Origin of the sequence: Aeromicrobium sp. 9AM, assembly GCF_902506105.1 — a bacterium.
Lineage (GTDB): Bacteria > Actinomycetota > Actinomycetes > Propionibacteriales > Nocardioidaceae > Aeromicrobium.
The window spans coordinates 589,248-612,492 of the sequence record NZ_LR733303.1 but is presented as its reverse complement, the minus strand read 5'-3'; the positions used below and the strand labels follow the sequence as shown (position 1 = coordinate 612,492).

The following is a 23,245-nucleotide window of genomic DNA, read 5'->3' as shown; positions in this document are numbered from 1 at the left end:
TCCGTTCGTCAGGACGCCTTGTCGATGAGGCGCAGCTTGGCCTCTGCGCGCAGGACTGCGTCCTGGTCGCCGTCGGACTGCGCCGCCTCGAGCTCGGCCCGCGTCGCACTCGCATCGACTTCCGATGCCAGGAACGCGTCCTCGCTCAGGATAGACACGTGGTTGTCGGCCACGGAGAGGAAGCCCTCCGCGACCGCAGCACGTACGACCTCGCCATCCGGCGGCTTGATCTCGACGACGCCCGGCACGAGCAGCGACAGCAGCGGCGCGTGACCGGACAGGACGCCGAGGTCACCCTCGACCGTACGGGCGATGACCTGGCTCGCCTGCCCCGACCACACCACGCGGTCGGCGGCGACGAGCTCGATCTGCAAGAGGTCTGCCATCAGAGGCTCTTCTGGATTTCTTCCCACTTCTTGTCGACGTCTTCGAGACCGCCGCACATGAAGAAGGCCTGCTCAGCCACGTGGTCGTAGTCACCGTCGCAGATCTTGGTGAAGCCGTCGATCGTCTCGTCGATGGAGACGGTCGAGCCCTCGATGCCGGTGAACTGCTTGGCCACGTAGGTGTTCTGGGACAGGAAGCGCTGGATGCGACGCGCGCGGGACACGAGCGTCTTGTCCTCTTCGCTGAGCTCGTCGACACCGAGGATCGCGATGATGTCCTGCAGCTCCTTGTTGCGCTGCAGGATGCTCTTGACCCGGTTGGCGGTCGTGTAGTGCTCCGCGCTGATGTAACGGGGGTCCAAGATGCGCGACGTCGAGGTCAGCGGGTCCACGGCCGGGTAGATGCCCATCGACGCGATCTCACGGTTGAGCTCGGTCGTCGCGTCGAGGTGGGCGAAAGTGGTGGCCGGGGCCGGGTCGGTGTAGTCATCCGCAGGCACGTAGATGGCCTGCAGCGACGTGATCGAGTGACCGCGGGTCGAGGTGATGCGCTCCTGCAGCACGCCCATCTCGTCGGCCAGCGTCGGCTGGTAGCCCACGGCGGACGGCATGCGGCCGAGCAGCGTGGAGACCTCGGAGCCGGCCTGCGTGAAGCGGAAGATGTTGTCGATGAACAACAGCACGTCCTGGTTCTGGACGTCGCGGAAGTACTCGGCCATCGTCAGGGCCGACAGGGCGACGCGAAGACGCGCTCCCGGCGGCTCGTCCATCTGGCCGAAGACGAGGGCGGTCTGTCCGAGGACGCCGGCCTCCTCCATCTCGGCGATGAGGTCGTTGCCCTCACGCGTGCGCTCGCCGACGCCGGCGAACACCGACACACCACCGTGGTCGCGAGCGACTCGGGCGATCATCTCCTGGATCAGCACGGTCTTGCCGACACCGGCACCACCGAACAGGCCAATCTTGCCGCCCAGCACGTAGGGCGTCAGGAGGTCGATGACCTTGATGCCGGTCTGGAACATCTCGGTCTTGGACTCGAGCTGGTCGAAGGCAGGAGCCTTGGCGTGGATGCCACGGCGCTCCTTGACCTCCCACTTCTCGCCCTCCTTGAGGTTCATGACGTCGCCGGTGGTGTTGAACACCTTGCCGAGCGTCTGGTCACCGACGGGGACCGAGATGGGCCCACCGGTGTTGGTGACCTTGGCGCCGCGCACGATGCCGTCGGTCGGACGGAGGCTGATCGCGCGGACCAGTCCGTCGCCGATGTGCAGGGCGACCTCGAGGGTCAGCGTCTCCGTGACGCCGTCCAGCTCGGTGTCGACCGTGAGCGCGTTGTACATCTCGGGGATCGCGTCGCTCGGGAACTCGATGTCGAGCACCGGGCCGATGACGCGCGCGACCCGGCCGTCGGCCAGGTTCTGGTCCGACGTGTCGGACTTCTGGGTGTCTGCGGTCTTCTTGGCGGTTGGCATCTCTCTCACTCACTCCCAGCGGTGGCGTCGGCAAGCGCGTTGGCGCCGCCCACGATCTCGCTGATCTCCTGGGTAATACCGGCCTGGCGGGCCTGGTTGGCGGTTCGGGTGTACTTCTGGATCAGGTCTTCGGCGTTGTCCGTTGCGGACTTCATCGCCTTCTGCCGTGAGGCAAGCTCCGAGGCGGAGGCCTGCAGCAGGCAGTAGTAGATCCGGCTGTGGATGTACTTCGGCAGCAGCGCGTCGAGCACCTCGTGGGCCGAGGGCTCGAACTCGTAGAGCGGAAGCACCTCGTGCTCGGTCGGCTCCTCGGTGCCCTCGACGACCTCCAGCGGAAGCAGCCGGATGACGTCGGGCTCCTGCACCAGCATCGACTTGAAGCGGGTGAACACCACGTGGAGCTCGTCGACCGCACGCTCGGGGTCGATGGCCTCCTCGTTGGTCTCGTCGGTGTTGAACGTCTTGACGAGGGTGTTGCCGATCGTACGGGCGTGCTGGTACTCGGGCTTGTCGGAGAAACCGGTCCACGACTCGACGAACTCGCGGCCGCGGAAGTTGTAGTAGGCCTCCGCCTTGCGACCAGAGAGGTAGAGGTCGACCTCCTTGCCCTCGCTACGGAGCTTCTCGACGAGCCGCTCAGCCTCCTTCATCACGGAGGACGAGTAGGCCCCCGCGAGCCCGCGATCGCTGGCGATCACCAGGATCGCCGCCTTCGTCGGGTTGTCCTTCTCGGTCGTCAACGGGTGGTCGACGTTGGAGAAGGTCGCGACGGCGGAGACGGCACGGGTCAGCTCGCGGGCGTACGGCGCTGCCGCCGCTGCCTTCTGCTGCGCCTTGATGATGCGCGACGCAGCGATCAGCTCCATGGCGCGCGTGATCTTCTTGGTCGCCTGTGTCGACCTGATCTTCGCGCGAAGCTCGCGTACGGACGCTGCCATCGTCAGCCCCGCTTCTGCTTGACGATCTGCTCCTGCTCGACGTCTTCGTCGGCCAGGGCCTCGAACTCTTCGTGACCCGCCTTGACGATGATCTGCTCACCCTCGTGGGTCTCGAACTGCTTGAGGAACTCGGTGTAGGCACCCTCGAGCGCCTGCTCGTTGTCGTCCTCGAACTTGCCCGACTCACGGATCGCGTCGAGCACGGGACCGTGCGAACGCTTGAGGAAGTCGAGGAACTCGGTCTCGAAGCGGCTCACGTCCTGCAGCGGCACGGGATCGAGCTTGCCGGTCGTGGCGGCCCAGATCGAGACGACCTGGTTCTCGGTCGGGAACGGCGCGTACTGGCCCTGCTTGAACAGCTCCATGATGCGCTGACCACGGGCGAGCTGCTGCTTGGACGCGGCGTCGAGGTCGGAGGCGAACATCGCGAACGCCTCCATCGCGCGGTACTGCGCGAGCTCGACCTTGAGCGAACCGGTGACGGCCTTCATCGACTTGGTCATCGCGGCACCACCGACGCGCGACACCGAGATGCCGACGTCGACGGCGGGACGCTGGTTGGCGTTGAACAGATCGGACTGCAGGAAGATCTGGCCGTCGGTGATCGAGATGACGTTGGTCGGGATGTAGGCCGACACGTCGTTGGCCTTGGTCTCGACGATCGGCAGGCCCGTCATCGAGCCGGCACCCAGCTCGTCGCTGAGCTTGGCGCAACGCTCGAGCAGACGCGAGTGCAGGTAGAAGACGTCACCGGGGTATGCCTCACGGCCCGGCGGGCGGCGGAGCAGCAGCGACACGGCGCGGTAGGCCTCGGCCTGCTTGGAGAGGTCGTCGAACACGATCAGGACGTGCTTGCCGGCGTACATCCAGTGCTGGCCGATGGCCGAGCCGGTGTAGGGCGCGAGGTACTTGAAGCCGGCCGAGTCGGACGCGGGAGCCGCGACGATCGTCGTGTACTCCAGGGCGCCGGCCTCCTCGAGCGCACCGCGGATGCCCGCGATGGTCGAACCCTTCTGGCCGATGCCGACGTAGATGCAGCGAACCTGCTTGTCGGGATCGCCCGACGCCCAGAACTCCTTCTGGTTGATGATCGTGTCGATCGCGATCGCGGTCTTGCCGGTCTGGCGGTCACCGATGATCAGCTGGCGCTGGCCGCGGCCGATCGGCGTCAGCGAGTCGATCGACTTCAGGCCGGTCATCATGGGCTCGTGCACGCTCTTGCGCTGCATGACGTTGGGAGCCTGGAGCTCGAGCGCACGGCGCTCGGTGGTCTCGATGTCGCCGAGGCCGTCGATCGGGTTGCCGAGCGGGTCGACGACGCGGCCGAGGTAGTTGTCGCCGACGGGGACCGAGAGCACCTCACCGGTGCGGCGTACGGTCTGGCCCTCTTCGATGCCGGAGAACTCACCGAGGATGACGACACCGATCTCACGGACGTCGAGGTTGAGCGCGAGGCCCAGCGTGCCGTCCTCGAACTCGAGCAGCTCGTTGGCCATCGCCGAGGGCAGTCCCTCGACGCGCGCGATGCCGTCACCGGCCTCGGCGACGACGCCGACCTCTTCGGTCGCAGCGGCGCTGGGCTTGTAGTCGGCCACGAACTTCTGCAATGCGTCGCGGATCTCGTCCGGACGGATCGTGAGTTCCGCCATGTTATTGCCTGCCTTCTTGGAGTTGAGGGGGTGCTGTCGGTGGGTGATCTAGCCTGCAAGTCGCCGACGGGCGACTTCGAGGCGAGTGGACATGGTGCCGTCGACGACCTCGTCACCGACGGAGACGGCAATGCCTCCGACGACCGAGGGATCGACGACGATGTTGAGGTGGACGTCGCGTCCGTACTTCTTGGCCAGGGCCTTGGCGAGACGGGTCTTCTCCGCATCCGCGAGCTCGTAGGCGACCCGCACCTCGGCGAGCAGCCGGCTGCGACGGGCGGCGACGGTGTCACCGAAGCCCGACAGGACCTTCTCGAACGATCCGGTCCGCGCTGCCGCTGCCTGGGTGGCCAGCGCCAGTGTCGACGCGGTGACCTTGCCCTCGAGCAGGGTCGCCAGCAGGCTGCCCTTGGCGTCGGCCGGGATGCCCCGGTCGGACACGATCTGGCGCAGGTCGGCGTCGGAACGCACGATCCGCTCGACCTCGAACAGCTCGGTCTCGAGCGCGTCGAGCTCACCGGCCGCATCAGCGGCGGCGACCTCGGCGGCGACACCGGCGGTCTCCAGTCCGTCGGTCAGGTCGCGCATCGACGCCCAACGCCCACTGACGGCGGCGTTGAGCACCGCGAGGGTGTCGGCACTGACCTGACCGCCGAAGACCTGCTTGGCAAGCCCCACCTTGGCCGAGGCCTCGGTGGACGGGTCGGTCAGCACCCGGCGAAGCGCCGGAGCGCCGTCCAGCGTCGAGACGACGCCGAACAGCTCGGCTCCGAGGTCGCCGGCCTTGCCCTTCGCCGCATCTACTGCGGCGAGGACGTCGACCAGGGACTTCGCTGAAATGCCACGCATCAGTTGGCCGACTCCTCGAGCTCGGCGATGAAGCGCTCGACCGTACGCTTCTGGCGGGCGTCGTCATCGAGGGACTCGCCCACGATGCGCCCGGCCAGCTGCGTGGCCATCGAGCCGACCTCGCCCTTGAGCTGCGCGAGCACCTGAGCACGCTCGGCCTCGACCTGCGCGTGCGCCGTCGAGGTGATGCGCTCGGCCTCGGCCTGCGCCTGCGCGCGGAGCTCGGCGATGATCTGCGCGCCCTGCTCCTTGGCCTCTTCGCGGATCGCCGCAGCCTCGTGACGGGCTCCGGCGAGCTGCTCGTTGTACTGGTCGAGAGCGGCCTTGGCTTCCTTCTGGGCTGCCTGGGCCTCCTCGATACCGCCCTCGATCGCGGCGGTGCGCTCGGCATAGGCCTTCTCGAACGCCGGGATGACGAGCTTCTTCAGGAGGAAGAAGATCAACCCGAAGACGATCAGACTGATGACGATCTCGGGCGTGTGCGGGATCAGAGGGTTGGTGTCCTCCGGTTCCGCCGCCGCGAGAGCGAGACGTGACGTGATCATGGGCGTGCCTTCTGTCGAGGTGTCGGGATCAGGTGTTCGTCGACTTGAGGACGAACGCCAGGGCCAGGCCGATGATGAAGAACTGCTCGGCGAGGACGAAGCCCAGGATGGCGATCTGGCGCAGCTTGCCCTCAGCCTCGGGCTGACGGGCGACACCGGTGACGAACGCGGCGAAGATCAGGCCGACGCCGATACCGGGGCCGATCGCGGCGAGGCCGAGACCGACCATGTTCAGAGTGCCGATGGACTCCACGGCATTTCCTTTCGTTGTGACGCTCTGGTGAGCATCGCTGGTGGGGCGTAACTGGTGAATCGTGTGGAACGTATGAAGTTGTGGGTCTGGGGTTTGCTCAGTGCTCGTCAGCGAGCGCTTCGCCGATGTACATCGACGAGAGCAGCGTGAAGACGTACGCCTGGAGGAACATGATCAAGATCTCCAGGAAGCTGATCGCGATCGCCAGCAGCGACGACACCAGGCCTGCCGGCAGGGCGAGCGAGTTGTCGGAGTGCAGCAGCAGGTAGGAGCCGCCGAGCGAGAACAGGATCAGCAGCAGGTGGCCGGCGAACATCGTGGCGAACAGACGCAGCGTCAGCGTGATGGGACGCAGCAGGATGTTGGACAGGAACTCCAGCGGGACGAGCAGGATGAGGATCGGGCCCTTCATGCCGCCGGGCACGGTCTCGTGCTTGAGGTAGCCGAGGAAGCCCTTCTTCTTGATGCCGGCGCCGTTGTAGACCAGCCAGCTCAGGATCGCGATCGCCAGCGGGTAGCCGATGTGGGACATCGACGGGAACTGGAGGAACGGGAAGAGGCCGTAGAAGTTGTTGACCAGCACGAACAGGAAGATCGTGAACAGGTAGGGCACGAACCGCATGAACTCGGCCGAGCCGATGTTCTCGCGAGCGATGCCGTTGCGGACGAAGCCGTAGACAAGCTCACCGGCGAACTGCATGCGACCGGGCACGACCGCGGCCGGGCGGGCCATGGTGCTGAACAGCCCCACGATCACGAACAGCGACAGGACCACGAGCAGCATCGGCTTGGTCACGCCGAACTCACCGATGTGGAAGACCGCGGGCAGATCGAAATCAGCGGGTCCTGGGCTGGGCGGCTCAGCCGATGCGGCAAAAGCGGTCAAGGCGAGAGTCACTCGGTCACCTTCGTGTCATGGCGTGGTCGCCTGCGACATAGCGTCGAGTCAGGCATAACGGCCAGCGTCATTGTCGTGCGACATGTTCTCCGGCCTCGAGGGCTGGATGGTTGGTCGCAATCCAGAGGTTATCAGGGCTACCTCACTCGTTGTTACCCAGGTCATAGGTGGGCACCCGCTCACGCTTGAATGCCCTGATCTGGAGCAGGGTCCAGGCGAGTGACGCGGCGATCGCGGCGATGCCGAACCAGCGCGAGTCGATGTGCGTCGCGACCCCGCCGACGTCGAACAGCAGCAGCAGGACGATCAACATCGCGACGGCCTTGGTCGTGAAGAAGCCGAGCGCCACGGGCAGCGACAGCGTCGCGCTGGCCTTGACCAGCGGGCTGAGCACGACCGGTGTCGAGCCGAGGAAGAGGATCACGACGAGCCCGCCGACAACGGCACCGAGCACGCCCTCCCAGCCGGCGAAGATGCCGGCGGCGATCGCCACGACAGCAGTCACCGCCAGCACGGGCAGGAGCACGGGGCGTAGCGCTTTCATGAGGACCAGACCTTCTCTTCGAGCTTGGGCAGCAGGAACACCGCTGCGATCGTGATGACGGCGAGGGTGGCGAACCCGGCGATCGACTGCCAGCCGCTGAACAGGCTGATGACGACGCTGCCGAACGCGACGAGGCCCGCGAAGGCGTACATCAGCAGGACGGCACGGCGGTGCGAGTGGCCGATCTCGAGGAGCCTGTGGTGGATGTGCATCTTGTCGGGGCTGAACGGCGACCGGCCCGCTCGGGTGCGACGGACCACGGCGAGGGCCAGGTCGACGAACGGCACGACGAGGATCGCGAACGGCAGGATCAGCGGGAGCAGTGATGGCAGGAAGCTGTTCTGCGCTCCCCCGATGCCCTCGGAGATGCTGGTCGCCGGGAACTGGCCCGTGAGGCTGATCGACGAGCAGGCCAGCACGAAGCCGATCAGCATCGAGCCGGAGTCGCCGATGAACATACGGGCCGGGAAGAAGTTGTGCGGCAGGATGCCGATGCACGCGCCGGCCAGCGCCGCGGTGAGCAGCGCGGCGGCGATCGCACGGGTCTCGCCGTTCTCGACCGCGAGCACGAACGCGTACGCGAAGAAGGCCACGGCACCGATGGCGACCATGCCGGCGGCGAGCCCGTCGAGGCCGTCGACGAAGTTGACCGCGTTGGCGGTGCCGACGATCAGCAGCACCGTGAAGATCAGGGCCTGTGCCTGGTCGAGCCCGATGTAGTTGCCGTAGAGCGGGAGGTAGACGAACTGCACGCCCTGCGCCACGACGATGACGCCGGCCAGCACCTGACCGGCGAACTTGCTCAGCGCGTCGAGCTCGTAGAGGTCGTCGACGATGCCCACGATGCAGACCACGGTGCCGCCCAGCACCACGGCTCGGGCGTCCTTGAACACCCCGTCGTCGGCGAGCGAGAGGAACGGCAGGTGGGTCGCCACCAGGTAGGCGGCGATCAGGCCGCCCAGCATCGCGGGCCCGCCGAAGTAGGGCGTCGGGATCGCGTGCACGTCACGGTCGCGGACCCGGGCCACGGCGCCGAAGCGGTAGGCCAGCATGCGGGCGATCGACGCGAGGAGATACGTCACCCCCAGGGCGATGCCGAAGACGACAAGATACTCGCGCACTAAGCGTCCTCGTCCGGCTCGTCGGGCGGCTCGATCGTGTTGTTGAACGCGTGGAGCTGCTCGAGCGTGATGGAGCCGGCGCGCAGCAGGCGCGGGGTCGATCCGGTGGCATCGAGGATCGTGGACGGTACGCCCGACGCACTGGGTCCGCCGTCGAGGTAGACCGCGACCCGCCCACCGAGCATGTCCTCGGCCTCGTCGATCGTCGTCGCCGCCGGGTCGCCGGTCGTGTTGGCGCTGCTGACCGCCAGCGGCCCGGTCTGCTTGAGCAGCGCGAGGGCGCGCGGGTCGGCCGGCATGCGTACGGCGACGGTGTTGTGGGTCTCGCCGAGGTCCCAGGTCAGTGAGGGCTGCTGGCGGCAGATCACCGTCAACGGACCGGGCCACAGCGCCTCGACGGTCGACCGGAGCCACGACGGGATGTCGATCGCGAGGGCGTCGAGCGTCGTGGGCGCGCCGACCAGCACGGGCGGCGGCATCTGGCGGCCGCGACCCTTGGCGTCGAGGAGGTTCTGCACGGCGCGGGGGTTGAAGGCGTCAGCCGCGATGCCGTAGACGGTGTCGGTCGGCAGGACGACGAGCTTGCCCTCCTCGAGGGCTGCCTGCGCCGCCGCGAGCCCGCGATCGAACTCCTCGTCCACGCTGCAGTCGAACTTCACCCGGTCATACTAGGCGGCGCGCTCAGAACCACGAGACTTGGTGGAGGAGGAACGCGATCGCGAGGAACTGGATCAACCGGCCGATGAACACCATCGTCAGGAACAGCCACTGCGGCTGCTTCGAGGCGCCGGCCAGGATCGTGACGATCGCCAGCGGCGGGACGCCGATCAGAGACGACATGAAGGCCGTCAGCCCTCCGGAGTACGGGCGGTCCAGCAGTGTGAGCAGCCAGTCGCTGCCCTTCTTGATCCACTTGGCGAACCGCGTCTGGGCAAACCTGTGCCCCACCTGCCGGGACATCGCCGTCACGCGATTGCGCGGCGGCTTGGGATTGACCATCCGGATCTTGTTGGTCCCTCGCCTGGCCAGCTGGAAGACGAATGCCTTGCCGACCGTCGTGGCCGCCACATGGATGAGGATCAGGAGGGCGAGGAACGGCCTGCTGTTGACCGTGGCGCCCATCGTGACGACGTAGACCTCGGCGTTGACGAAGACCGGCAGCAGAGCGGCGCCGATCCCGACGGCGATCGCAGCACCGATCAGTGCCAGTTCTTCGCCGCCCATGATGAGTGAGAGCCTATCCGCGTGGCTTGGCAGCCGTGACGTAACGGGGGCGCTGGGCGAGGTCGAGGTTGTCCTTGACGCCGTCCCAACGCGCGCGGAACACCTCGGGCGCAGACTCGCCCTGCACGTCCGCGTGCTCCGCCCCCACCACGCCACCGGGCCTGAGCAGCCGCCAGGCGACCTGCTCGACGACACGCATCGCGTCGAGACCGTCGTCCCCGGACCACAGGGCAAGCGCCGGATCGTGGTCGCGGGCCTCGGGCGCCACGCTCTCCCAGGCGTCGAGCGGGATGTAGGGCGGGTTGGCCACGACGACGTCGACCGTGCCGTCGAGGTCGCCGAACGCGTCGGCCATGTCGCCGAGTCGCAGGTCCACGCCCGTGCCGGCCAGGTTGCGCTGGGCCCACTCGTACGCCTTCTCGTCGAGCTCGACGGCATGCACCGACGCGCCGGGCACCTCGTGGACGACCGACAGCGCAATGGCTCCGGCACCGGCGCACAGCTCCACGACGACGGGCGAAGGGATCGTCTTGGCGTGGTCGATCGCCCACCCCGCGAGGACCTCGGTCTCGGGCCGCGGCACGAAGACGCCGGGGCCCACCTCGATGTCGACGTAGCGGAAGCCGGTCGACCCGGTCAGGTGCTGCAACGGGAACCGCCGGGCGCGAGCATCGACGAGTTCGAGGAACGCGTCACGCTGGAGTCCGTTGGGCTTCGCCCGGCTGACCAGGGAGGCTCGTGGCACCCCGGTGATGTGGCTCAGCAGTGACTCTGCGTCGTGGCGCGGCGAGCTGACACCGGCGGCCTCGAGCTTCTCAGTGGCCTCGGCAAGCAGCCGCTCGGCCAGCGTACGTACCGCGCTCACGCCGTCGCCTTCGAGGAGAAGCAACGGTACAAAGGCGACGGCATGAGTGCCCCATTGTTCACTCCCTGGCGCTCGCTCATTCACCCGACTCGACGGCGGCGAGGCGGTCGGCCAGCTCGGCATCGACGAGCGACTTGATGACGTCCTCGAGGGCACCGTCCATGACCTGGTCGAGGTTGTAGGCCTTGTAGCCCGTGCGGTGGTCGGAGATGCGGTTCTCCGGGAAGTTGTAGGTGCGTACTCGTTCAGATCTGTCCACAGTTCGGATTTGCGATTTTCGGGCCTGAGAAGCTTCCTCATCTGCAGTTGCCTGGGCCGCCTCGAGGAGCCGGGCGCGAAGGATGCGCATCGCCTGCTCCTTGTTCTGCAGCTGACTCTTCTCGTTCTGGCAGCTCGCGACGATGCCGGTCGGCAGGTGCGTGATGCGTACGGCCGAGTCGGTCGTGTTGACGCTCTGGCCGCCAGGACCCGACGAGCGGTAGACGTCGATGCGAAGGTCACTGTCGTGGATCTCGATGTCGATGTCCTCGGCCTCGGCCAGCACCAGGACGCCCGCCGCGGACGTGTGGATGCGGCCCTGCGACTCGGTGACCGGGACGCGCTGCACCCGGTGCACGCCGCCCTCGAACTTCAGCAGTGCGTGGGGCGCCTCGCCCGGCTCGGGCGTCCCCTTGGCCTTGACCGCCATCGTGACGGACTTGTAGCCGCCGAGGGCCGACTCGGTCGCGTCGAGGATCTCGGTCTTCCAGCCGCGGTGCTCCGCGTAGCGCGTGTACATCCGCAGCAGGTCTCCGGCGAACAGCGCCGACTCCTCGCCGCCCTCGCCGCCCTTGATCTCCATGATGACGTCCTTGGAGTCGGCCGGGTCGCGAGGCACGAGGAGGCGCTGCAGCCGCTCGCTCAGCTCGTGCAGGCGGGGCTCGAGCGTCTCGATCTCCGCGGCGAACGAGTCATCCTCGGCGGCGAGCTCACGTGCGGCCTCGAGGTCGTCCGTAACCTGCTGGTAGTCGCGGTACGTCTTGACGATCGCGGTCAGCTCGGCGTAGCGCTGCCCCAGCTTCTTGGCCAAGCCCTGGTCGGAGTGCACCGCGGGGTCGGACATGCGGACCTCGAGCTCGGCATGCTCGGCGACGAGCGTGTCGACGGCTTCGAACACGATGGCTCCTCGGACTCGGTGCGGGCAACGACTGGTGCGGACACGACAACGGCACCGACCCGTACGGCAGGCGTACGGGTCGGTGCCGGAGTGGAGCTACTTGCTCTCGGTCTTCTTGGCGTAGCGCTTCTCGAAGCGGGCGACGCGGCCGCCGGTGTCGAGGATCTTCTGCTTGCCGGTGTAGAACGGGTGGCACGCGGCGCACACATCGGCACGGAGGGTGCCGTCGGTGGCGGTGCTACGGGTGGTGAACGAGTTGCCACAGGTGCAGGTGACCTGGGTCTCGACGTACGCGGGGTGGATGCCTTGCTTCATGATGTCCTCTCGGCGGTCGCTGGGTCGTCTCGCGGGATGCGATCCGTGAACCAGAACCAAGGATTGATTGTGCCAGTCGGCAGTACGTATAAGGAAATCGAGGCGGGATAAATTCCCTGCCTGTCACAGGCTCCCCCCACGCTGACGGGTCACTTTTCACCCATCCGCGGGTCACTTGTGGACCTGGTCCTGCGCAGCTTCTGACCCGTCGGTGAGCAAGAAGTGACCCCTCAGCGGGCGAAAAGTGACCCGTCAGCGGAGGGCTACGCGGGCAGGAGGGCTTCGATGTCCGACTTGATGTCCTCAGGAGCCGTCGTCGAGCCGTAGCGCTTGACGACCTCACCGTCGGCGTTGATCAGGAACTTGGTGAAGTTCCACTTGATCTTGGTGCTGCCGAGCAGGCCGGACTTCTCGGACTTGAGCCACTGGTAGAGCGGGTGCGCATTGTCGCCGTTGACCTCGATCTCCGAGAACAGCGGGAACGTCACACCGAAGTTGCGCTCGCAGAACACCGCGGTGTCCTCGTCCGACTCCGGGTTCTGGTGGCCGAACTGGTCGCACGGGAACCCGAGCACGACGAGGCCACGGTCGACGTACTCCTGGTAGACCTTCTCGAGCCCCTTGAACTGCGGGGTGAAGCCGCACTGCGTCGCGGTGTTGACCACGAGCAGGACCTTCCCCTTGTAGTCGGCCAGCAGCCGCTCGGTGCCGTCGATCGCCGTCGCGGAGAAGTCAAATGCAGTCGTCATGACGCCAACCCTAGTTGCGAGCCACAACGACGGCTGGGTGAGTCCCGGACACCCGCTGTCATCCACGCCAAGGAGTCAGTCGCGGCCACCACCCCGGCACCGCGTCGCAGTACGCCTCGTAGCCCGCGCCGTACGTCCGTCGGAGGGTCGGTTGCTCGTACGCCGTGACGAACGCGAGGACCAGGACCATGAACCCCAGCAACCACACGAGGACGGCGGAGCTCTCGAAGATCAGAGCCTGTCCCCCGATGACGGCCGCAACGGCGAGGTACATCGGATTGCGGACATACCGGTAGAGCCCACCGACGACGAGCTGCTCGGTCGGCGCGATCGGGGCCGGCGTCCCTCGACCCTCACGCACGAACTGTGCGAACGCCGCGATCACGACCGCAAGGCCGATCGCGACGAGCCCGCCGCCGAGCACATCCGCGACTCGGAGCCCACCTGCAGGTCGGTCCCAGTGGGTGAGCAACCACGGCACGAGACCGGCGACCGTGCCGGGCGCAGCGAAGAAGAACGCTGTGGTGCCGAGCGTCGCTCGCCTCATGCCGCCAGAATATCAACGACTGTTGAATTCGGTCCAGCCCCGACGCGAAGCGCCCGCCGACCGCGAGGTCGACGGGCGCTCACTGACGGCGCTGGACTACTTGCCGTTGTTGGTGCCGTCCTGCGGCAGCGTCGTGTTGATCTGCATCAGGAACTCGACGTTGCTGGTGGTCTTCTTGAGCTTGTCGAGGATCAGCTCGAGGCCCTGCTGGCTCTCGAGGCCCGAGAGGACCCGGCGCAGCTTCCAGACGACAGCGAGCTCGTCCTTGCCCATGAGCAGCTCCTCGCGGCGCGTGCTCGAGGCGTCGACGTCGACCGCGGGGAAGATGCGCTTGTCGGCAAGGTCGCGACGCAGGCGGAGCTCCCAGTTGCCGGTGCCCTTGAACTCCTCGAAGATGACCTCGTCCATGCGCGAACCGGTCTCGACGAGCGCCGTCGCGAGGATCGTCAGCGAGCCGCCGTCCTCGATGTTGCGGGCAGCGCCGAAGAACTTCTTCGGCGGGTAGAGCGCCGACGAGTCGACACCACCGGACATGATGCGTCCGCTGGTCGGGGCCGCGAGGTTGTAGGCACGGCCGAGGCGCGTGATGCCGTCGAGCAGCAGCACGACGTCATGACCCAGCTCGACGAGACGCTTGGCGCGCTCGATGGCCAGCTCGGCCACGGTCGTGTGGTCGGTCGCCGGACGGTCGAACGTCGAGGCGATGACCTCACCCTTGACGGTGCGCTGGAAGTCGGTGACCTCTTCAGGACGCTCGTCGACGAGGACGATCATCAGGTGGCACTCGGGGTTGTTCTCGGTGATCGCGTTGGCGACCTGCTGCATGATCATGGTCTTGCCGGCCTTGGGCGGCGACACGATCAGGCCGCGCTGGCCCTTGCCGATCGGCGCGACCAGGTCGACGACGCGGCCAGTGAGTCCGCCGGCCTCGCCCTCGAGGCGCAGGCGCTCCGAGGGGTAGAGCGGCGTCAGCTTGGCGAACTCGACCCGCTTGAGGCTCTCGTCGAGGGTCATGCCGTTGACCGACTCGATCTTGACCATCGGGTTGAACTTCTCCTTGCGCTCGCCCTCGCGGGGCTGGCGCACCTGGCCGATGACGGCGTCGCCGCGGCGAAGCCCCCACTTGCGGACCATGGAGAGGGAGACGTAGACGTCGTTCTCGCTGGGCAGGTAGCCCGTGGTGCGGACGAACGCGTAGTTGTCGAGGATGTCGAGGATGCCGGCTGCGGGCACGAGGACGTCGTCCTCGGTGTAGGTCGTGTCGACCTCGGAGCCGCGTCCGCCGGAGTTGCGATTGCGTCCGCGGCGGTTGCGGCGGCGACCCATGCCGTTGTCGTCGTCGTCCTCGAACGAGCCGCCCTGGTTGCGGTTGCCGGCCTGGCCCTGGTTCTGGCCCTGGTTGCGGTTGCCACCGTCGTTGTCGCGGTTCTGGTTCTGGTTGCGATTGCGGTTGCCGGCCTGGCCCTGGTTGCGGTTGCCACCGTCGTTGTCGCGGTTCTGGTTCTGGTTCTGGTTGCGGTTGCGGCCGCCCTGGCCGCGGCCCGACTCGTCGTCGGAGGAGTCGTCGCCACGCGAGTCGCCCCGCGAATCGGCCTTGTCGGACGTGTCCGACTCGGTCCCGGGCTGGTCGTTCTTGTTGTCCTGGTCGTTCTTGGAGTCGCCGGCCGACTGGTTGCGGCTCCTGCGGGAGCCGGTCTTGGGCTCGGCCGCGGCGGGCGCCTCAGTGGGCTGCTCGGCCTTGGCTGCCGCAGTGGCGTCACCCTTGGAGGTGTCGACCTTGCTGGGCGCGGCCGCGGCGACCGCGGCCTTGGTGGAGGTGCCGGCGTCTCCGCGGGCGATCTTGATGGCGTCGATGAGGGCGCCCTTGCGCATCTTCTCGGCGCCGCTGATGCCCAGCTCGCCGGCAATCGCCTGGAGCTCGGCGAGGACCTTTCCGCCCAGTCCTCCCCCGGTCTTCCTGGGGGCGGTTGCCGCGGCGTCTGCCGCAGGCGTGGAGGATTCAGGTGTGGTGGTTTCAGTCACGTAGGTTCCTTTTGGATGAGGCCACAAGGCCTGATGTCCGGAGAGATCCGGATCGCATAAAGGCTTGCCCGTATCCGACGGGCGACTTGAATGGCACTGCTACTTGTCACTGTCGGGGAGTTTCGCACTCGACTCCGACTCGCCCACTGTAACACCAGAGGGTCATCCGGCATTCCCCTCGGGTTCATGTCGACAGGGTGTTCAGAGCGGGCGAGCACCCTCGACATCGACGTCGAGCTCGTGCACGGCCCAGCCGGCCGGGGCCCACTCACCGATGCCCCGCGCGAAGGACAGGACCGTGGGTCCGGCACCCGAGATGATCGTCGGAATGCCCTCGACCCGCAGCTGCCGCAGGAGCTTGTAGGACTCCGGCATCGCCTCGGCCCGGTACGTCTGGTGGATCCGGTCCTCGGTCGCCCAGATGAGCCGCTCGGGCGCCGTCGTGAGGGCGGCGACCAGCAGCGCGGCGCGACCGGCGTTGACCGCCGCGTCACGGTGCGGGACGGTCTCGGGCAGCAGGCCACGCGCCTTCTCGGTCGAGACCGCGTCGGGCGGCACGAATGCCGTGACCTGCACCCCGGTGCCGAGCCGCTCGACCTCTGCGGAGGCGCCGTCGATCCAGGCGATCGTCAGTCCGCCGAACATCGCGGCGGCGACGTTGTCGGGGTGCCCCTCGAGGTCGACCGCGAGCTGGAACGCGGCCCGGTCGTCGAGCCGCTCGTCGCCGTTCTCGACGAGCGCGCGGGCCAGCACGATGCCACCGACGATCGCCGCTGCCGACGAGCCGAGGCCCCGCCCGTGCGGGATCGCGTTGACACACTCGAGCCGCAGGCCTTCAGGCCGTACGCCGAGCAGGTCGAACGCTGCGGTCATCGCGGTGACGACCAGGTGGTCGCTGGTCCTCGGGACGTCGCGGGCTCCTTCGCCGGAGACCTCGATCTCGAGCCCGGGTGTGTCGACCGCCTCGGCGGTGATCTCGTCGTACAGCGTCAGCGCCAGGCCGAGCGCGTCGAAGCCGGGCCCGAGGTTGGCGCTGGAAGCAGGCGTGCGAACCGTCACCGGTCCGCTGACGAAGGTCACCTGAGGCCTGCGGCGGCTGCCGCGGCGTCGACGTCGGCCTCGATGATCGCGTCAACCAGCGCACCGGCTCCCGAAAGGGCCGTGTCGATGTCCTTGAGCCCGTGGCCCGTGACCGTGACGGCGATGATCTGGCCCGGCTCGACCTCGCCTTCGGACGCAGCGGCGAGCAGGCCTGCGACGCCGGCCGCCGACGCCGGCTCGACGAACACGCCGTCGTGCGATGCGAGGTCGCGCTGCGCCGTAAGGATCTGGTCGTCGGTCACGGCGGCGATGCGCCCACCGGACTCGTCCCGCGCCGCCTCGGCGAGATGCCACGAGGCAGGGTTGCCGATGCGGATCGCGGTCGCCACGGTCTCGGGGTGCGGGATCGGCGCGCCCTGGACGATGGGGTCGGCTCCTGCGGCCTGGAACCCCCACATGACCGGAGTCTTGGTGGCGATGCCGGCCTCGGCGTACTCGCGATAGCCCAGCCAGTAGGCCGAGATGTTGCCGGCGTTGCCGACGGGGAGCACGTGCAGGTCAGGCGTCGCCCCGAGTGCGTCGACGATCTCGAACGACGCCGTCTTCTGGCCCTGCAGCCTGACGGGGTTGACCGAGTTGACCAGGGCGACCGGGTAGTGGTCGGCCAGCGCCCGCGAGAGCTGCAGGCACTCGTCGAAGCCGCCCTTGACCTGGATGACCTCGGCTCCGTGCATGACCGCCTGGGCCATCTTGCCGGCCGCGATCTTGCCGTGCGGCACCAGCACGATGGGGGTCAGGCCGGCCTTGGCGGCGTACGCCGTCATCGAGGCAGAGGTGTTGCCGGTCGATGCGCACACGACGGCCTTGGCGCCCTCGCCTGCAGCGACCGAGACGGCCGCGGTCATGCCGCGGTCCTTGAACGAGCCGGTCGGATTGCTGCCCTCGACCTTGAGCCACACGTCACCGCGGACGATGCCGGACAACCAGGCCGAGTGGACGAGCGGTGTGCCGCCCTCGCCGAGGGTGATGACGGGGGTCTCGGGGGTGACCGGGAGCCACTCGCGGTACTCCTCGATCACGCCGCGCCACAGGTGAGCCATCAGGATCCTCCCTCGACGCGCATCACCGATGACACGTCGCGAACCATGTCGAGCCCGCGGAGGGAGGCGACCGTCGCGGACAGTGCTGCGTCGTCGGCCTCGTGCGTCACGATGACGAGCTGCGCGTCGTCGCCGCTGCCTTCCTGGCGCACCGTGCGGATCGACACGTCGAACTCCGCAAACGCCCCGGCCACCGAGGCCAGCACGCCTGCGCGGTCGTCGACATCGATCGACACGTGGTAGCGGGTGCGGGCCCGGCCGATGTCGAGCACCTCGAGCTGGGCATGCGTCGACTCGCCGGGACCGTGCACGTCGGCACGACGGTTGCGCGCGACCGACACAACGTCGCCGAGCACGGCGCTCGCGGTGGGCGCGCCGCCGGCGCCGGGCCCGTAGAACATGAGCTGGCCGGCGGCCTCGCTCTCGACGAACACCGCGTTGTAGGCGCCGTGGACCGAGGCCAGGGGATGTGAGAGCGGGATCATCGCGGGGTGCACACGCGCCGACACCGCAGGACCGTCGGGCGTCTCGCGCTGCTCGCAGATCGCCAGGAGCTTGACGACGCAGCCCATCTCGGCCGCGGAGCGTACGTCGGCCGCCGTGACCTCGCTGATGCCCTCGCGGTGCACGTCACCGATCGTGACGCGGGTGTGGAAGGCCAGACCCGCGAGGATCGCGGCCTTGGACGCGGCGTCGAAGCCCTCGATGTCGGCGGTCGGGTCGGCCTCGGCGTAGCCCAGGCGCTGCGCCTCGTCGAGCGCCTCGGAGAAGCCCTGGCCGGTCGTGGTCATGGCGTCGAGGATGAAGTTGGTGGTGCCGTTGACGATGCCCAGCACCCGCTGCACGCGGTCGCCGGCGAGTGACTCGCGCAGCGGCCTGACGATCGGGATCGCGCCGGCGACGGCCGCCTCGAAGTAGAGGTCGCGCTCGGCCTTCTGAGCGGCCTCGAACAGCGTGGCCCCGTCCTCGGCGAGCAGGGCCTTGTTGGCCGTCACGACGGAGGCGCCGTTGTCGAGCGCGGCGAGGATCAGCTCACGCGCGGGCTCGATGCCGCCGATGACCTCGATCACGACGTCGATGTCGCCGCGCGAGACGAGTCCGGCGGCGTCGGTCGTGAACAGCTCAGCGGGGACGTCGAGGTCGCGCTCGCGGCCGAGCCGGCGTACGGCGATGCCGACGAGCTCGAGCGGGGCGCCGACGCGCTGCGCCAGCTCTGCGGAGTCGCTCGTGAGCAACCTGGCTACTTCCGTGCCAACGACTCCACAGCCCAACAGGGCGACGCGGAGCGGACGGCCGGGGGTCCACGAGGATGCGCTCACCGGTCAAGGGTATCGGCGGCGGTCCCTCCGCCGGGACGAGGACCAGAACCCGAGCATCGGTTCCAGCTTGTCTCGTCATAGCCGCGAGACGGTCCGGTCGTTGATAGGTGAAGGTCCCTGGCCCCCCAACTCGGAAGAAGCGACGATCACCATGAGGCATCACTATCGATCCGACCGCCCGCGTCGCGTCGTCATCGCTCTGATCGTCGTCTCGAGCCTGGTCGCCGTGTTCGCCGGGGTGCAGCTCGTCCGCGGCGACGACGCGTCCAACGAGGTGTCGTCCGCGCCGCTGAAGAGGGATCTCGGCTCGCCCGACGACGACTTCGCCTCGTCTGACGACGACACCGTCCCGACCGACAAGGAGTCGCCGACGAGCGATGACCCGGTGGTGGCGACGTTGGGCGGCAACCAGCTCCTGTCCCCGTCGGACGACGTGTACGCCAATCCTCAGGGCCCGGTGCGGCGCCTGCGCGTGACGCTGACCCTGAAGTCCGACGGCCCGCTCTACGAGGCGTACGACTTCCGGGACGGCAAGCGCGGCGGGCCGAGCGTCATCGGCAAGACGCTCACCGTCACACGCACGTTGTACGGCCCGCCCCCGGTGGCGCGCCTCGTGGCCCAGGTGATGATCAACGCGACGTACGTGACGTGCCGCATCACGATCGACGGCGTCGTCGTCGCCCAGGACACCGCGCGCGGTCCCGGCTACGTCTCGGCGTGCCAGGGCTGACCCCAACACGCCGGCCGAGTCCGGCTCAGGCCGGTCCGTCACCGGCCTCGACGACCCTGACCGACACGAGAAGTGCACACAGCGCGGTCGCGGACGCCAACGCGAACACCAGGACGTACCCGGTCATCTCGTCCACGCCCAGCATGATCGCGAACACGACGCTCCCGATCGCGAGCACGAGTGACTGCACGACGGCGTCACTGGTCTGCATCGCAGCGCTGTTGGCACCCTGCTCACCGGGGGCCGAGTGGTCCAGGAGGAGCACACCGAGCGTCGACGCGCCCAGGCCCATGCCGAGACCGCCGACGCTCCAGCCCGCCGCGATCACGAGCACCGGGACGGCATCCGTGAGGGTGAGGAAACCCGAGCCGACCCCGACCAGCACGCAGGCCGCACCGAGGCGCACCCGCATCGCCTTCGACGCCAGCGCCGGCACGTTGGCAGCGACCCACGAGCCGCTGAACCACAGGACGGCGGCGCTCGTCAGCAACAGCCCGGCGTGCGACACGCTCAGTCCCCGGTGCTCGACCAAGGACAGCGGGACGTAGGTCTCGGCGCCGAAGAAGCCGGCCGCCAACAGGCTCCGGGTCGCGATGACGCTCGGCAGTCCCCGCCGCGCGTGCCAGGTGCCCTGAGGCAGGAGCCGCGGAGCGTACGACACGATGAGCGCCAGCGCGACGACCAACAGGACCGGCCACCAGTCGACGCCACGCTGTCCCGCCACGCTGACCGCGAGGATCCCGCCGGCGGTCAGGCACGCCCACCGGAGCCGCCGGCGATCGAACACGACGCCGGGATCGCCGTCGAGACGACTCAACGCCTCCCAGATCAGCAGGAGCGACCCGATCGCGATCACCGGGACGGACAGGAACACCCAACGCCAGCCGACCCGGTCGGCGATGAATCCGGCGATGACCGGGCCGACCAGGGCGGGCAGCACCCAGGCACTCGTCATGACGGTGAACACGCGCGCCCGCATGTGCTCGGGGAACACGTTGCCGATCACGACGTAGAGGCCGACGCCGACGAATCCCATGCCGAGGCCCTGGACGGCGCGGCCCGCCAGGAAGACCTCCATCGTCGGCGCGAGACCGGCGATGACCAGCCCTGCAGCGAAGATCACGACGCCGGCCCGCAGGGCGAGCCCGGGACCGCGTCGGTCCATCAACGGTCCGGCGATCGTCATCGACACGACGGCCACGGCGGTGGGCGCGGCGAACGACAGGGCATACAGGCTCAGCCCGTCAAGCTCGTCGGCCACGACGGGCATGACCGTCATCACGGCCAGCGACTCGAACGCCACGAGGAACGCCAGCGAGAAGATGCCCGCCACGACGCGGCCGTGCGGCCCGAGCCACAACCGTTCCGACGGGGCAGCGGGTGCGGTCACAGGAGCGAGTCTGGCATCAGGACGACCTTGCCGTACGTCTGCCGGGCCTCGAGCGCACGGTGCGCTCCGGCGGCATCCGACAGGGCGAAGACAGCGTCGACGAGCGGTACGCGGCTGCCGTCAGCCGCGCGGGCGAGCGCCTCGGCCTCCAGCGAGCGCAGGCCGCCTGGCCGGGCCAGCATCTGGGGTCCGAGCAGCATCGTCACGGTCCTGGCCGGGTCGTCATACGTCGCCGGCTCGTCGGTGAACCAGCCGTGCTGCATCAGCCGTCCTCCGGCGGCGAGCAGGTGGAACGCCGAGTCGGCCGTCTTGCCGCCGACCCCGTCGAACACCAAGGTCGCCACGTCTCCGCCGAGCTCGCGACGGACGACGTCGTCCCAGCCGTCGATGCGGTAGTCGACCGCCAGATCGGCACCCTGCGCCTTGGCGATCGCGACCTTCTCGTCTCCCCCTGCGAGCCCGATGACCGTCGCGCCGGCCGCCTTGGCCGCCTGGGTCAGGAGCACACCGAGTCCACCAGCTGCGGACGTCACGATCACGACGTCGTCGGCGGCGACGGGCGCCTGGTCCAGGATGCCGACCGCTGTGCGGCCCGTGCCGATCGCCGCGACGGCGACCGCGCACGGCATGCCTTCGGGCACCTCGTGGAGGCTCGCAACCGCCGCGAGTGCCTGCTCGGCATACCCGCCACTCGCCAGCCCCAGGTGGGCGACGGCGCGTTTGGTCAGCCACGACGGGTCCACACCGGCGCCGATGGCGTCGATACGCCCGGCAACCTCGCGTCCCGGCGTCATGGGCAGCTGCAACGGCTGGTGCACTGCGCTCGTGAAGCCCGTGCGGAGCGAGGTGTCGAGGTAGTGGACGCCACTGGCGCTGACCGCGATGCGTACCTGGTCCTCCCCCGGCTCGAGATCCGGTACGTCCTCGTAGAGGAGGACCTCGGGACCACCGAGCTCGTACTGCCTGATCGCCTGCATGCTGCTCCTTCGTCGTCGGTGGAGACAGTCCACAACCTCAATCGCACTTGAGGTCAACCCGTACCGTTGAGGTCATGACGATCTCGAAGCACCAGCCGCTGACTCCCGGAGAGGTGGCCGAACGAGCAGGGGTGGCCGTGTCCGCTCTCCACTTCTACGAGCGCGAAGGCCTGATCGAGAGCGACCGCACCACGGGCAACCAGCGTCGCTACCACCGCGACGTGCTCCGCAGGATCGCATTCATTCGAGTGTCCCAGGGACTCGGGATCAGCCTCGCCCGGATCCGGGAGGCGCTGGAGTCCCTGCCGGACGACAAGGTGCCGACCAAGGCCGACTGGGCGCGGCTGTCCCAGCGCTGGCGCGCCGACCTCGACTCCCGCATCGACCACCTGCAGCGGCTGCGCGACGACCTGGACGGCTGCATCGGCTGCGGCTGCCTGTCGCTCAAGAGCTGCACGCTCTACAACCCCGGCGACTGGCTGGCCAGCACGGGTCCCGGCCCGCGCCGGCTGCTCAAGCGCTAGCTGGAGAGGCTGACGGCGAGGTTGATCGTCGTGGCGACCACGACGGTGCCGAAGACGTACGACAGCAGGGCATGCCGCAGCGCCGTCGCCCGGAACGCGCTCGTGAGCAGGTTGGTGTCGGAGATCTGGAACGTCATGCCGAGCGAGAACGCGACGTAGGCGAAGTCGACGTAGCGCGGTTGCTCGTCCTTGTTGTTGAAGTCGATCCCGCCGGGCTCTCCGAAGTAGTACTGGCTGGCGTAGCGCAGCGTGAAGAGCGTGTGGATCAGCAGCCACGAGAGCGCCACGCTGCCCAGGGCCATCGCCGCGAGGACGCCACCACGGGTGTCGGAGGCCGACCTGGCGTCGACCAGCAGCATCGCGACTGCCGCCAGGCTCGCCAGGCTGGCGACCAGGATCAGCCCCTCGGCGACTCCACGGACCGGGTCCTCACGCGCCGCATGGCTGGCGGTCTCTGTCGGGTCCATGCGGGCGATCACGAGCCACACCCATGCGACATACACGAGGGAGGCGGACGCCCAGCCGAGCACGATCGACGACGTACCGCCGCCGCTCGCCCCGGCGACCCCGCCGACCACGAGCCCCGCCACCACCATCGCGACGAACCGAGCGGCGTAGCGGTGGGTCATCG

At 68.3% G+C, this 23,245-nt stretch carries 26 protein-coding genes; 2 read left to right on the top strand and 24 right to left on the bottom strand.

The genetic code is table 11. The features are described 5' to 3' along the window. Positions 1 to 8: 8 nt before the first annotated feature. The 21 genes from BOSE46_RS03105 to BOSE46_RS03005 all read right to left on the bottom strand — a co-directional run bounded on the left by BOSE46_RS03105 (position 9) and on the right by BOSE46_RS03005 (position 18,993). A complete protein-coding gene (locus tag BOSE46_RS03105; RefSeq protein WP_159538179.1) occupies positions 9 to 386 on the bottom strand; it encodes a F0F1 ATP synthase subunit epsilon in 378 nt (125 codons plus the stop codon). Then, entirely contained in the window at positions 386 to 1,858 is a 1,473-nt protein-coding gene (gene atpD / locus BOSE46_RS03100) for a F0F1 ATP synthase subunit beta (protein WP_201299544.1), read from the bottom strand. The genes BOSE46_RS03105 and atpD overlap by 1 nt, the downstream gene beginning before the upstream one ends. A 5-nt stretch (positions 1,859 to 1,863) precedes the next feature. Then, positions 1,864 to 2,796: a F0F1 ATP synthase subunit gamma gene (locus BOSE46_RS03095; RefSeq protein WP_159538177.1), complete on the bottom strand. Its 933-nt coding sequence runs from the start codon at positions 2,794 to 2,796 to the stop codon at positions 1,864 to 1,866. 2 nt (positions 2,797 to 2,798) lie between these two features. Continuing rightward, on the bottom strand, positions 2,799 to 4,445 hold the full coding sequence (gene atpA / locus BOSE46_RS03090) for a F0F1 ATP synthase subunit alpha (RefSeq protein ID WP_159538175.1): 1,647 nt from the start codon (positions 4,443 to 4,445) through the stop codon (positions 2,799 to 2,801). Between the two features lie 48 nt (positions 4,446 to 4,493). Further along, on the bottom strand, positions 4,494 to 5,294 hold the full coding sequence (locus BOSE46_RS03085; protein WP_159538173.1) for a F0F1 ATP synthase subunit delta: 801 nt from the start codon (positions 5,292 to 5,294) through the stop codon (positions 4,494 to 4,496). Beyond that, complete coding sequence (locus tag BOSE46_RS03080) at positions 5,294 to 5,839, bottom strand: F0F1 ATP synthase subunit B (protein WP_159538171.1); 546 nt, start codon at positions 5,837 to 5,839, stop codon at positions 5,294 to 5,296. Before BOSE46_RS03080 ends, BOSE46_RS03085 begins: the two co-directional genes overlap by 1 nt. A 28-nt stretch (positions 5,840 to 5,867) precedes the next feature. Next, entirely contained in the window at positions 5,868 to 6,068 is a 201-nt protein-coding gene (locus tag BOSE46_RS03075; protein ID WP_256366706.1) for an ATP synthase F0 subunit C, read from the bottom strand. A gap of 121 nt (positions 6,069 to 6,189) precedes the next feature. Further along, positions 6,190 to 6,990 (bottom strand): F0F1 ATP synthase subunit A, encoded by an 801-nt coding sequence (atpB, locus tag BOSE46_RS03070; protein ID WP_159538167.1) that lies wholly within the window; start codon positions 6,988 to 6,990, stop codon positions 6,190 to 6,192. A gap of 142 nt (positions 6,991 to 7,132) precedes the next feature. Then, positions 7,133 to 7,534 (bottom strand): hypothetical protein, encoded by a 402-nt coding sequence (locus tag BOSE46_RS03065; RefSeq protein ID WP_159538165.1) that lies wholly within the window; start codon positions 7,532 to 7,534, stop codon positions 7,133 to 7,135. After that, complete coding sequence (locus BOSE46_RS03060) at positions 7,531 to 8,655, bottom strand: glycosyltransferase family 4 protein (protein WP_159538163.1); 1,125 nt, start codon at positions 8,653 to 8,655, stop codon at positions 7,531 to 7,533. Before BOSE46_RS03060 ends, BOSE46_RS03065 begins: the two co-directional genes overlap by 4 nt. Further along, entirely contained in the window at positions 8,655 to 9,314 is a 660-nt protein-coding gene (locus tag BOSE46_RS03055; RefSeq protein WP_159538161.1) for an L-threonylcarbamoyladenylate synthase, read from the bottom strand. The genes BOSE46_RS03060 and BOSE46_RS03055 overlap by 1 nt, the downstream gene beginning before the upstream one ends. Positions 9,315 to 9,336: 22 nt before the next feature. Next, complete coding sequence (locus BOSE46_RS03050) at positions 9,337 to 9,879, bottom strand: VTT domain-containing protein (RefSeq protein WP_159538159.1); 543 nt, start codon at positions 9,877 to 9,879, stop codon at positions 9,337 to 9,339. A 13-nt stretch (positions 9,880 to 9,892) separates the two neighbouring features. After that, positions 9,893 to 10,744, bottom strand: a complete 852-nt coding sequence (gene prmC / locus BOSE46_RS03045) for a peptide chain release factor N(5)-glutamine methyltransferase (protein WP_236551599.1) — start codon at positions 10,742 to 10,744, stop codon at positions 9,893 to 9,895. Positions 10,745 to 10,820: 76 nt separating this feature from the next. Beyond that, the gene (prfA, locus tag BOSE46_RS03040; protein ID WP_159538155.1) at positions 10,821 to 11,900 is read right to left on the bottom strand and encodes a peptide chain release factor 1; all 1,080 of its coding nucleotides are present in this window, start codon (positions 11,898 to 11,900) and stop codon (positions 10,821 to 10,823) included. A gap of 96 nt (positions 11,901 to 11,996) precedes the next feature. Continuing rightward, complete coding sequence (rpmE, locus tag BOSE46_RS03035) at positions 11,997 to 12,215, bottom strand: 50S ribosomal protein L31 (RefSeq protein ID WP_159538153.1); 219 nt, start codon at positions 12,213 to 12,215, stop codon at positions 11,997 to 11,999. Positions 12,216 to 12,478: 263 nt separating this feature from the next. Next, a complete protein-coding gene (locus tag BOSE46_RS03030) occupies positions 12,479 to 12,964 on the bottom strand; it encodes a glutathione peroxidase (protein ID WP_159538151.1) in 486 nt (161 codons plus the stop codon). A 58-nt stretch (positions 12,965 to 13,022) separates the two neighbouring features. Continuing rightward, on the bottom strand, positions 13,023 to 13,511 hold the full coding sequence (locus BOSE46_RS03025) for an isoprenylcysteine carboxylmethyltransferase family protein (RefSeq protein WP_159538149.1): 489 nt from the start codon (positions 13,509 to 13,511) through the stop codon (positions 13,023 to 13,025). A 96-nt stretch (positions 13,512 to 13,607) separates the two neighbouring features. Continuing rightward, the gene (rho, locus tag BOSE46_RS03020; RefSeq protein WP_201299493.1) at positions 13,608 to 15,533 is read right to left on the bottom strand and encodes a transcription termination factor Rho; all 1,926 of its coding nucleotides are present in this window, start codon (positions 15,531 to 15,533) and stop codon (positions 13,608 to 13,610) included. 201 nt (positions 15,534 to 15,734) lie between these two features. Then, complete coding sequence (gene thrB / locus BOSE46_RS03015; protein WP_159538145.1) at positions 15,735 to 16,613, bottom strand: homoserine kinase; 879 nt, start codon at positions 16,611 to 16,613, stop codon at positions 15,735 to 15,737. After that, positions 16,610 to 17,674, bottom strand: coding sequence for a threonine synthase (thrC, locus tag BOSE46_RS03010; RefSeq protein WP_159538143.1), 1,065 nt, complete (start codon positions 17,672 to 17,674; stop codon positions 16,610 to 16,612). The genes thrB and thrC overlap by 4 nt, the downstream gene beginning before the upstream one ends. Beyond that, entirely contained in the window at positions 17,674 to 18,993 is a 1,320-nt protein-coding gene (locus BOSE46_RS03005; protein WP_159538141.1) for a homoserine dehydrogenase, read from the bottom strand. The genes thrC and BOSE46_RS03005 overlap by 1 nt, the downstream gene beginning before the upstream one ends. Positions 18,994 to 19,144: 151 nt before the next feature. On the opposite strand from BOSE46_RS03005, the gene BOSE46_RS03000 reads away from it, so the two are divergent. Beyond that, positions 19,145 to 19,723, top strand: coding sequence for a hypothetical protein (locus BOSE46_RS03000; RefSeq protein WP_159538139.1), 579 nt, complete (start codon positions 19,145 to 19,147; stop codon positions 19,721 to 19,723). Positions 19,724 to 19,748: 25 nt separating this feature from the next. On the opposite strand, the gene BOSE46_RS02995 is transcribed toward BOSE46_RS03000, so the two are convergent. Both BOSE46_RS02995 and BOSE46_RS02990 read right to left on the bottom strand, forming a co-directional pair. Further along, on the bottom strand, positions 19,749 to 21,113 hold the full coding sequence (locus tag BOSE46_RS02995; protein WP_159538137.1) for an MFS transporter: 1,365 nt from the start codon (positions 21,111 to 21,113) through the stop codon (positions 19,749 to 19,751). After that, positions 21,110 to 22,090 (bottom strand): zinc-binding dehydrogenase, encoded by a 981-nt coding sequence (locus tag BOSE46_RS02990; protein WP_159538135.1) that lies wholly within the window; start codon positions 22,088 to 22,090, stop codon positions 21,110 to 21,112. The genes BOSE46_RS02995 and BOSE46_RS02990 overlap by 4 nt, the downstream gene beginning before the upstream one ends. A 74-nt stretch (positions 22,091 to 22,164) precedes the next feature. On the opposite strand from BOSE46_RS02990, the gene soxR reads away from it, so the two are divergent. Beyond that, positions 22,165 to 22,614 (top strand): redox-sensitive transcriptional activator SoxR, encoded by a 450-nt coding sequence (gene soxR / locus BOSE46_RS02985; protein ID WP_159538133.1) that lies wholly within the window; start codon positions 22,165 to 22,167, stop codon positions 22,612 to 22,614. On the opposite strand, the gene BOSE46_RS02980 is transcribed toward soxR, so the two are convergent. Further along, positions 22,611 to 23,243, bottom strand: coding sequence for a DUF1345 domain-containing protein (locus BOSE46_RS02980; protein WP_159538131.1), 633 nt, complete (start codon positions 23,241 to 23,243; stop codon positions 22,611 to 22,613). The genes soxR and BOSE46_RS02980 overlap by 4 nt on opposite strands. Positions 23,244 to 23,245: the final 2 nt, after the last annotated feature.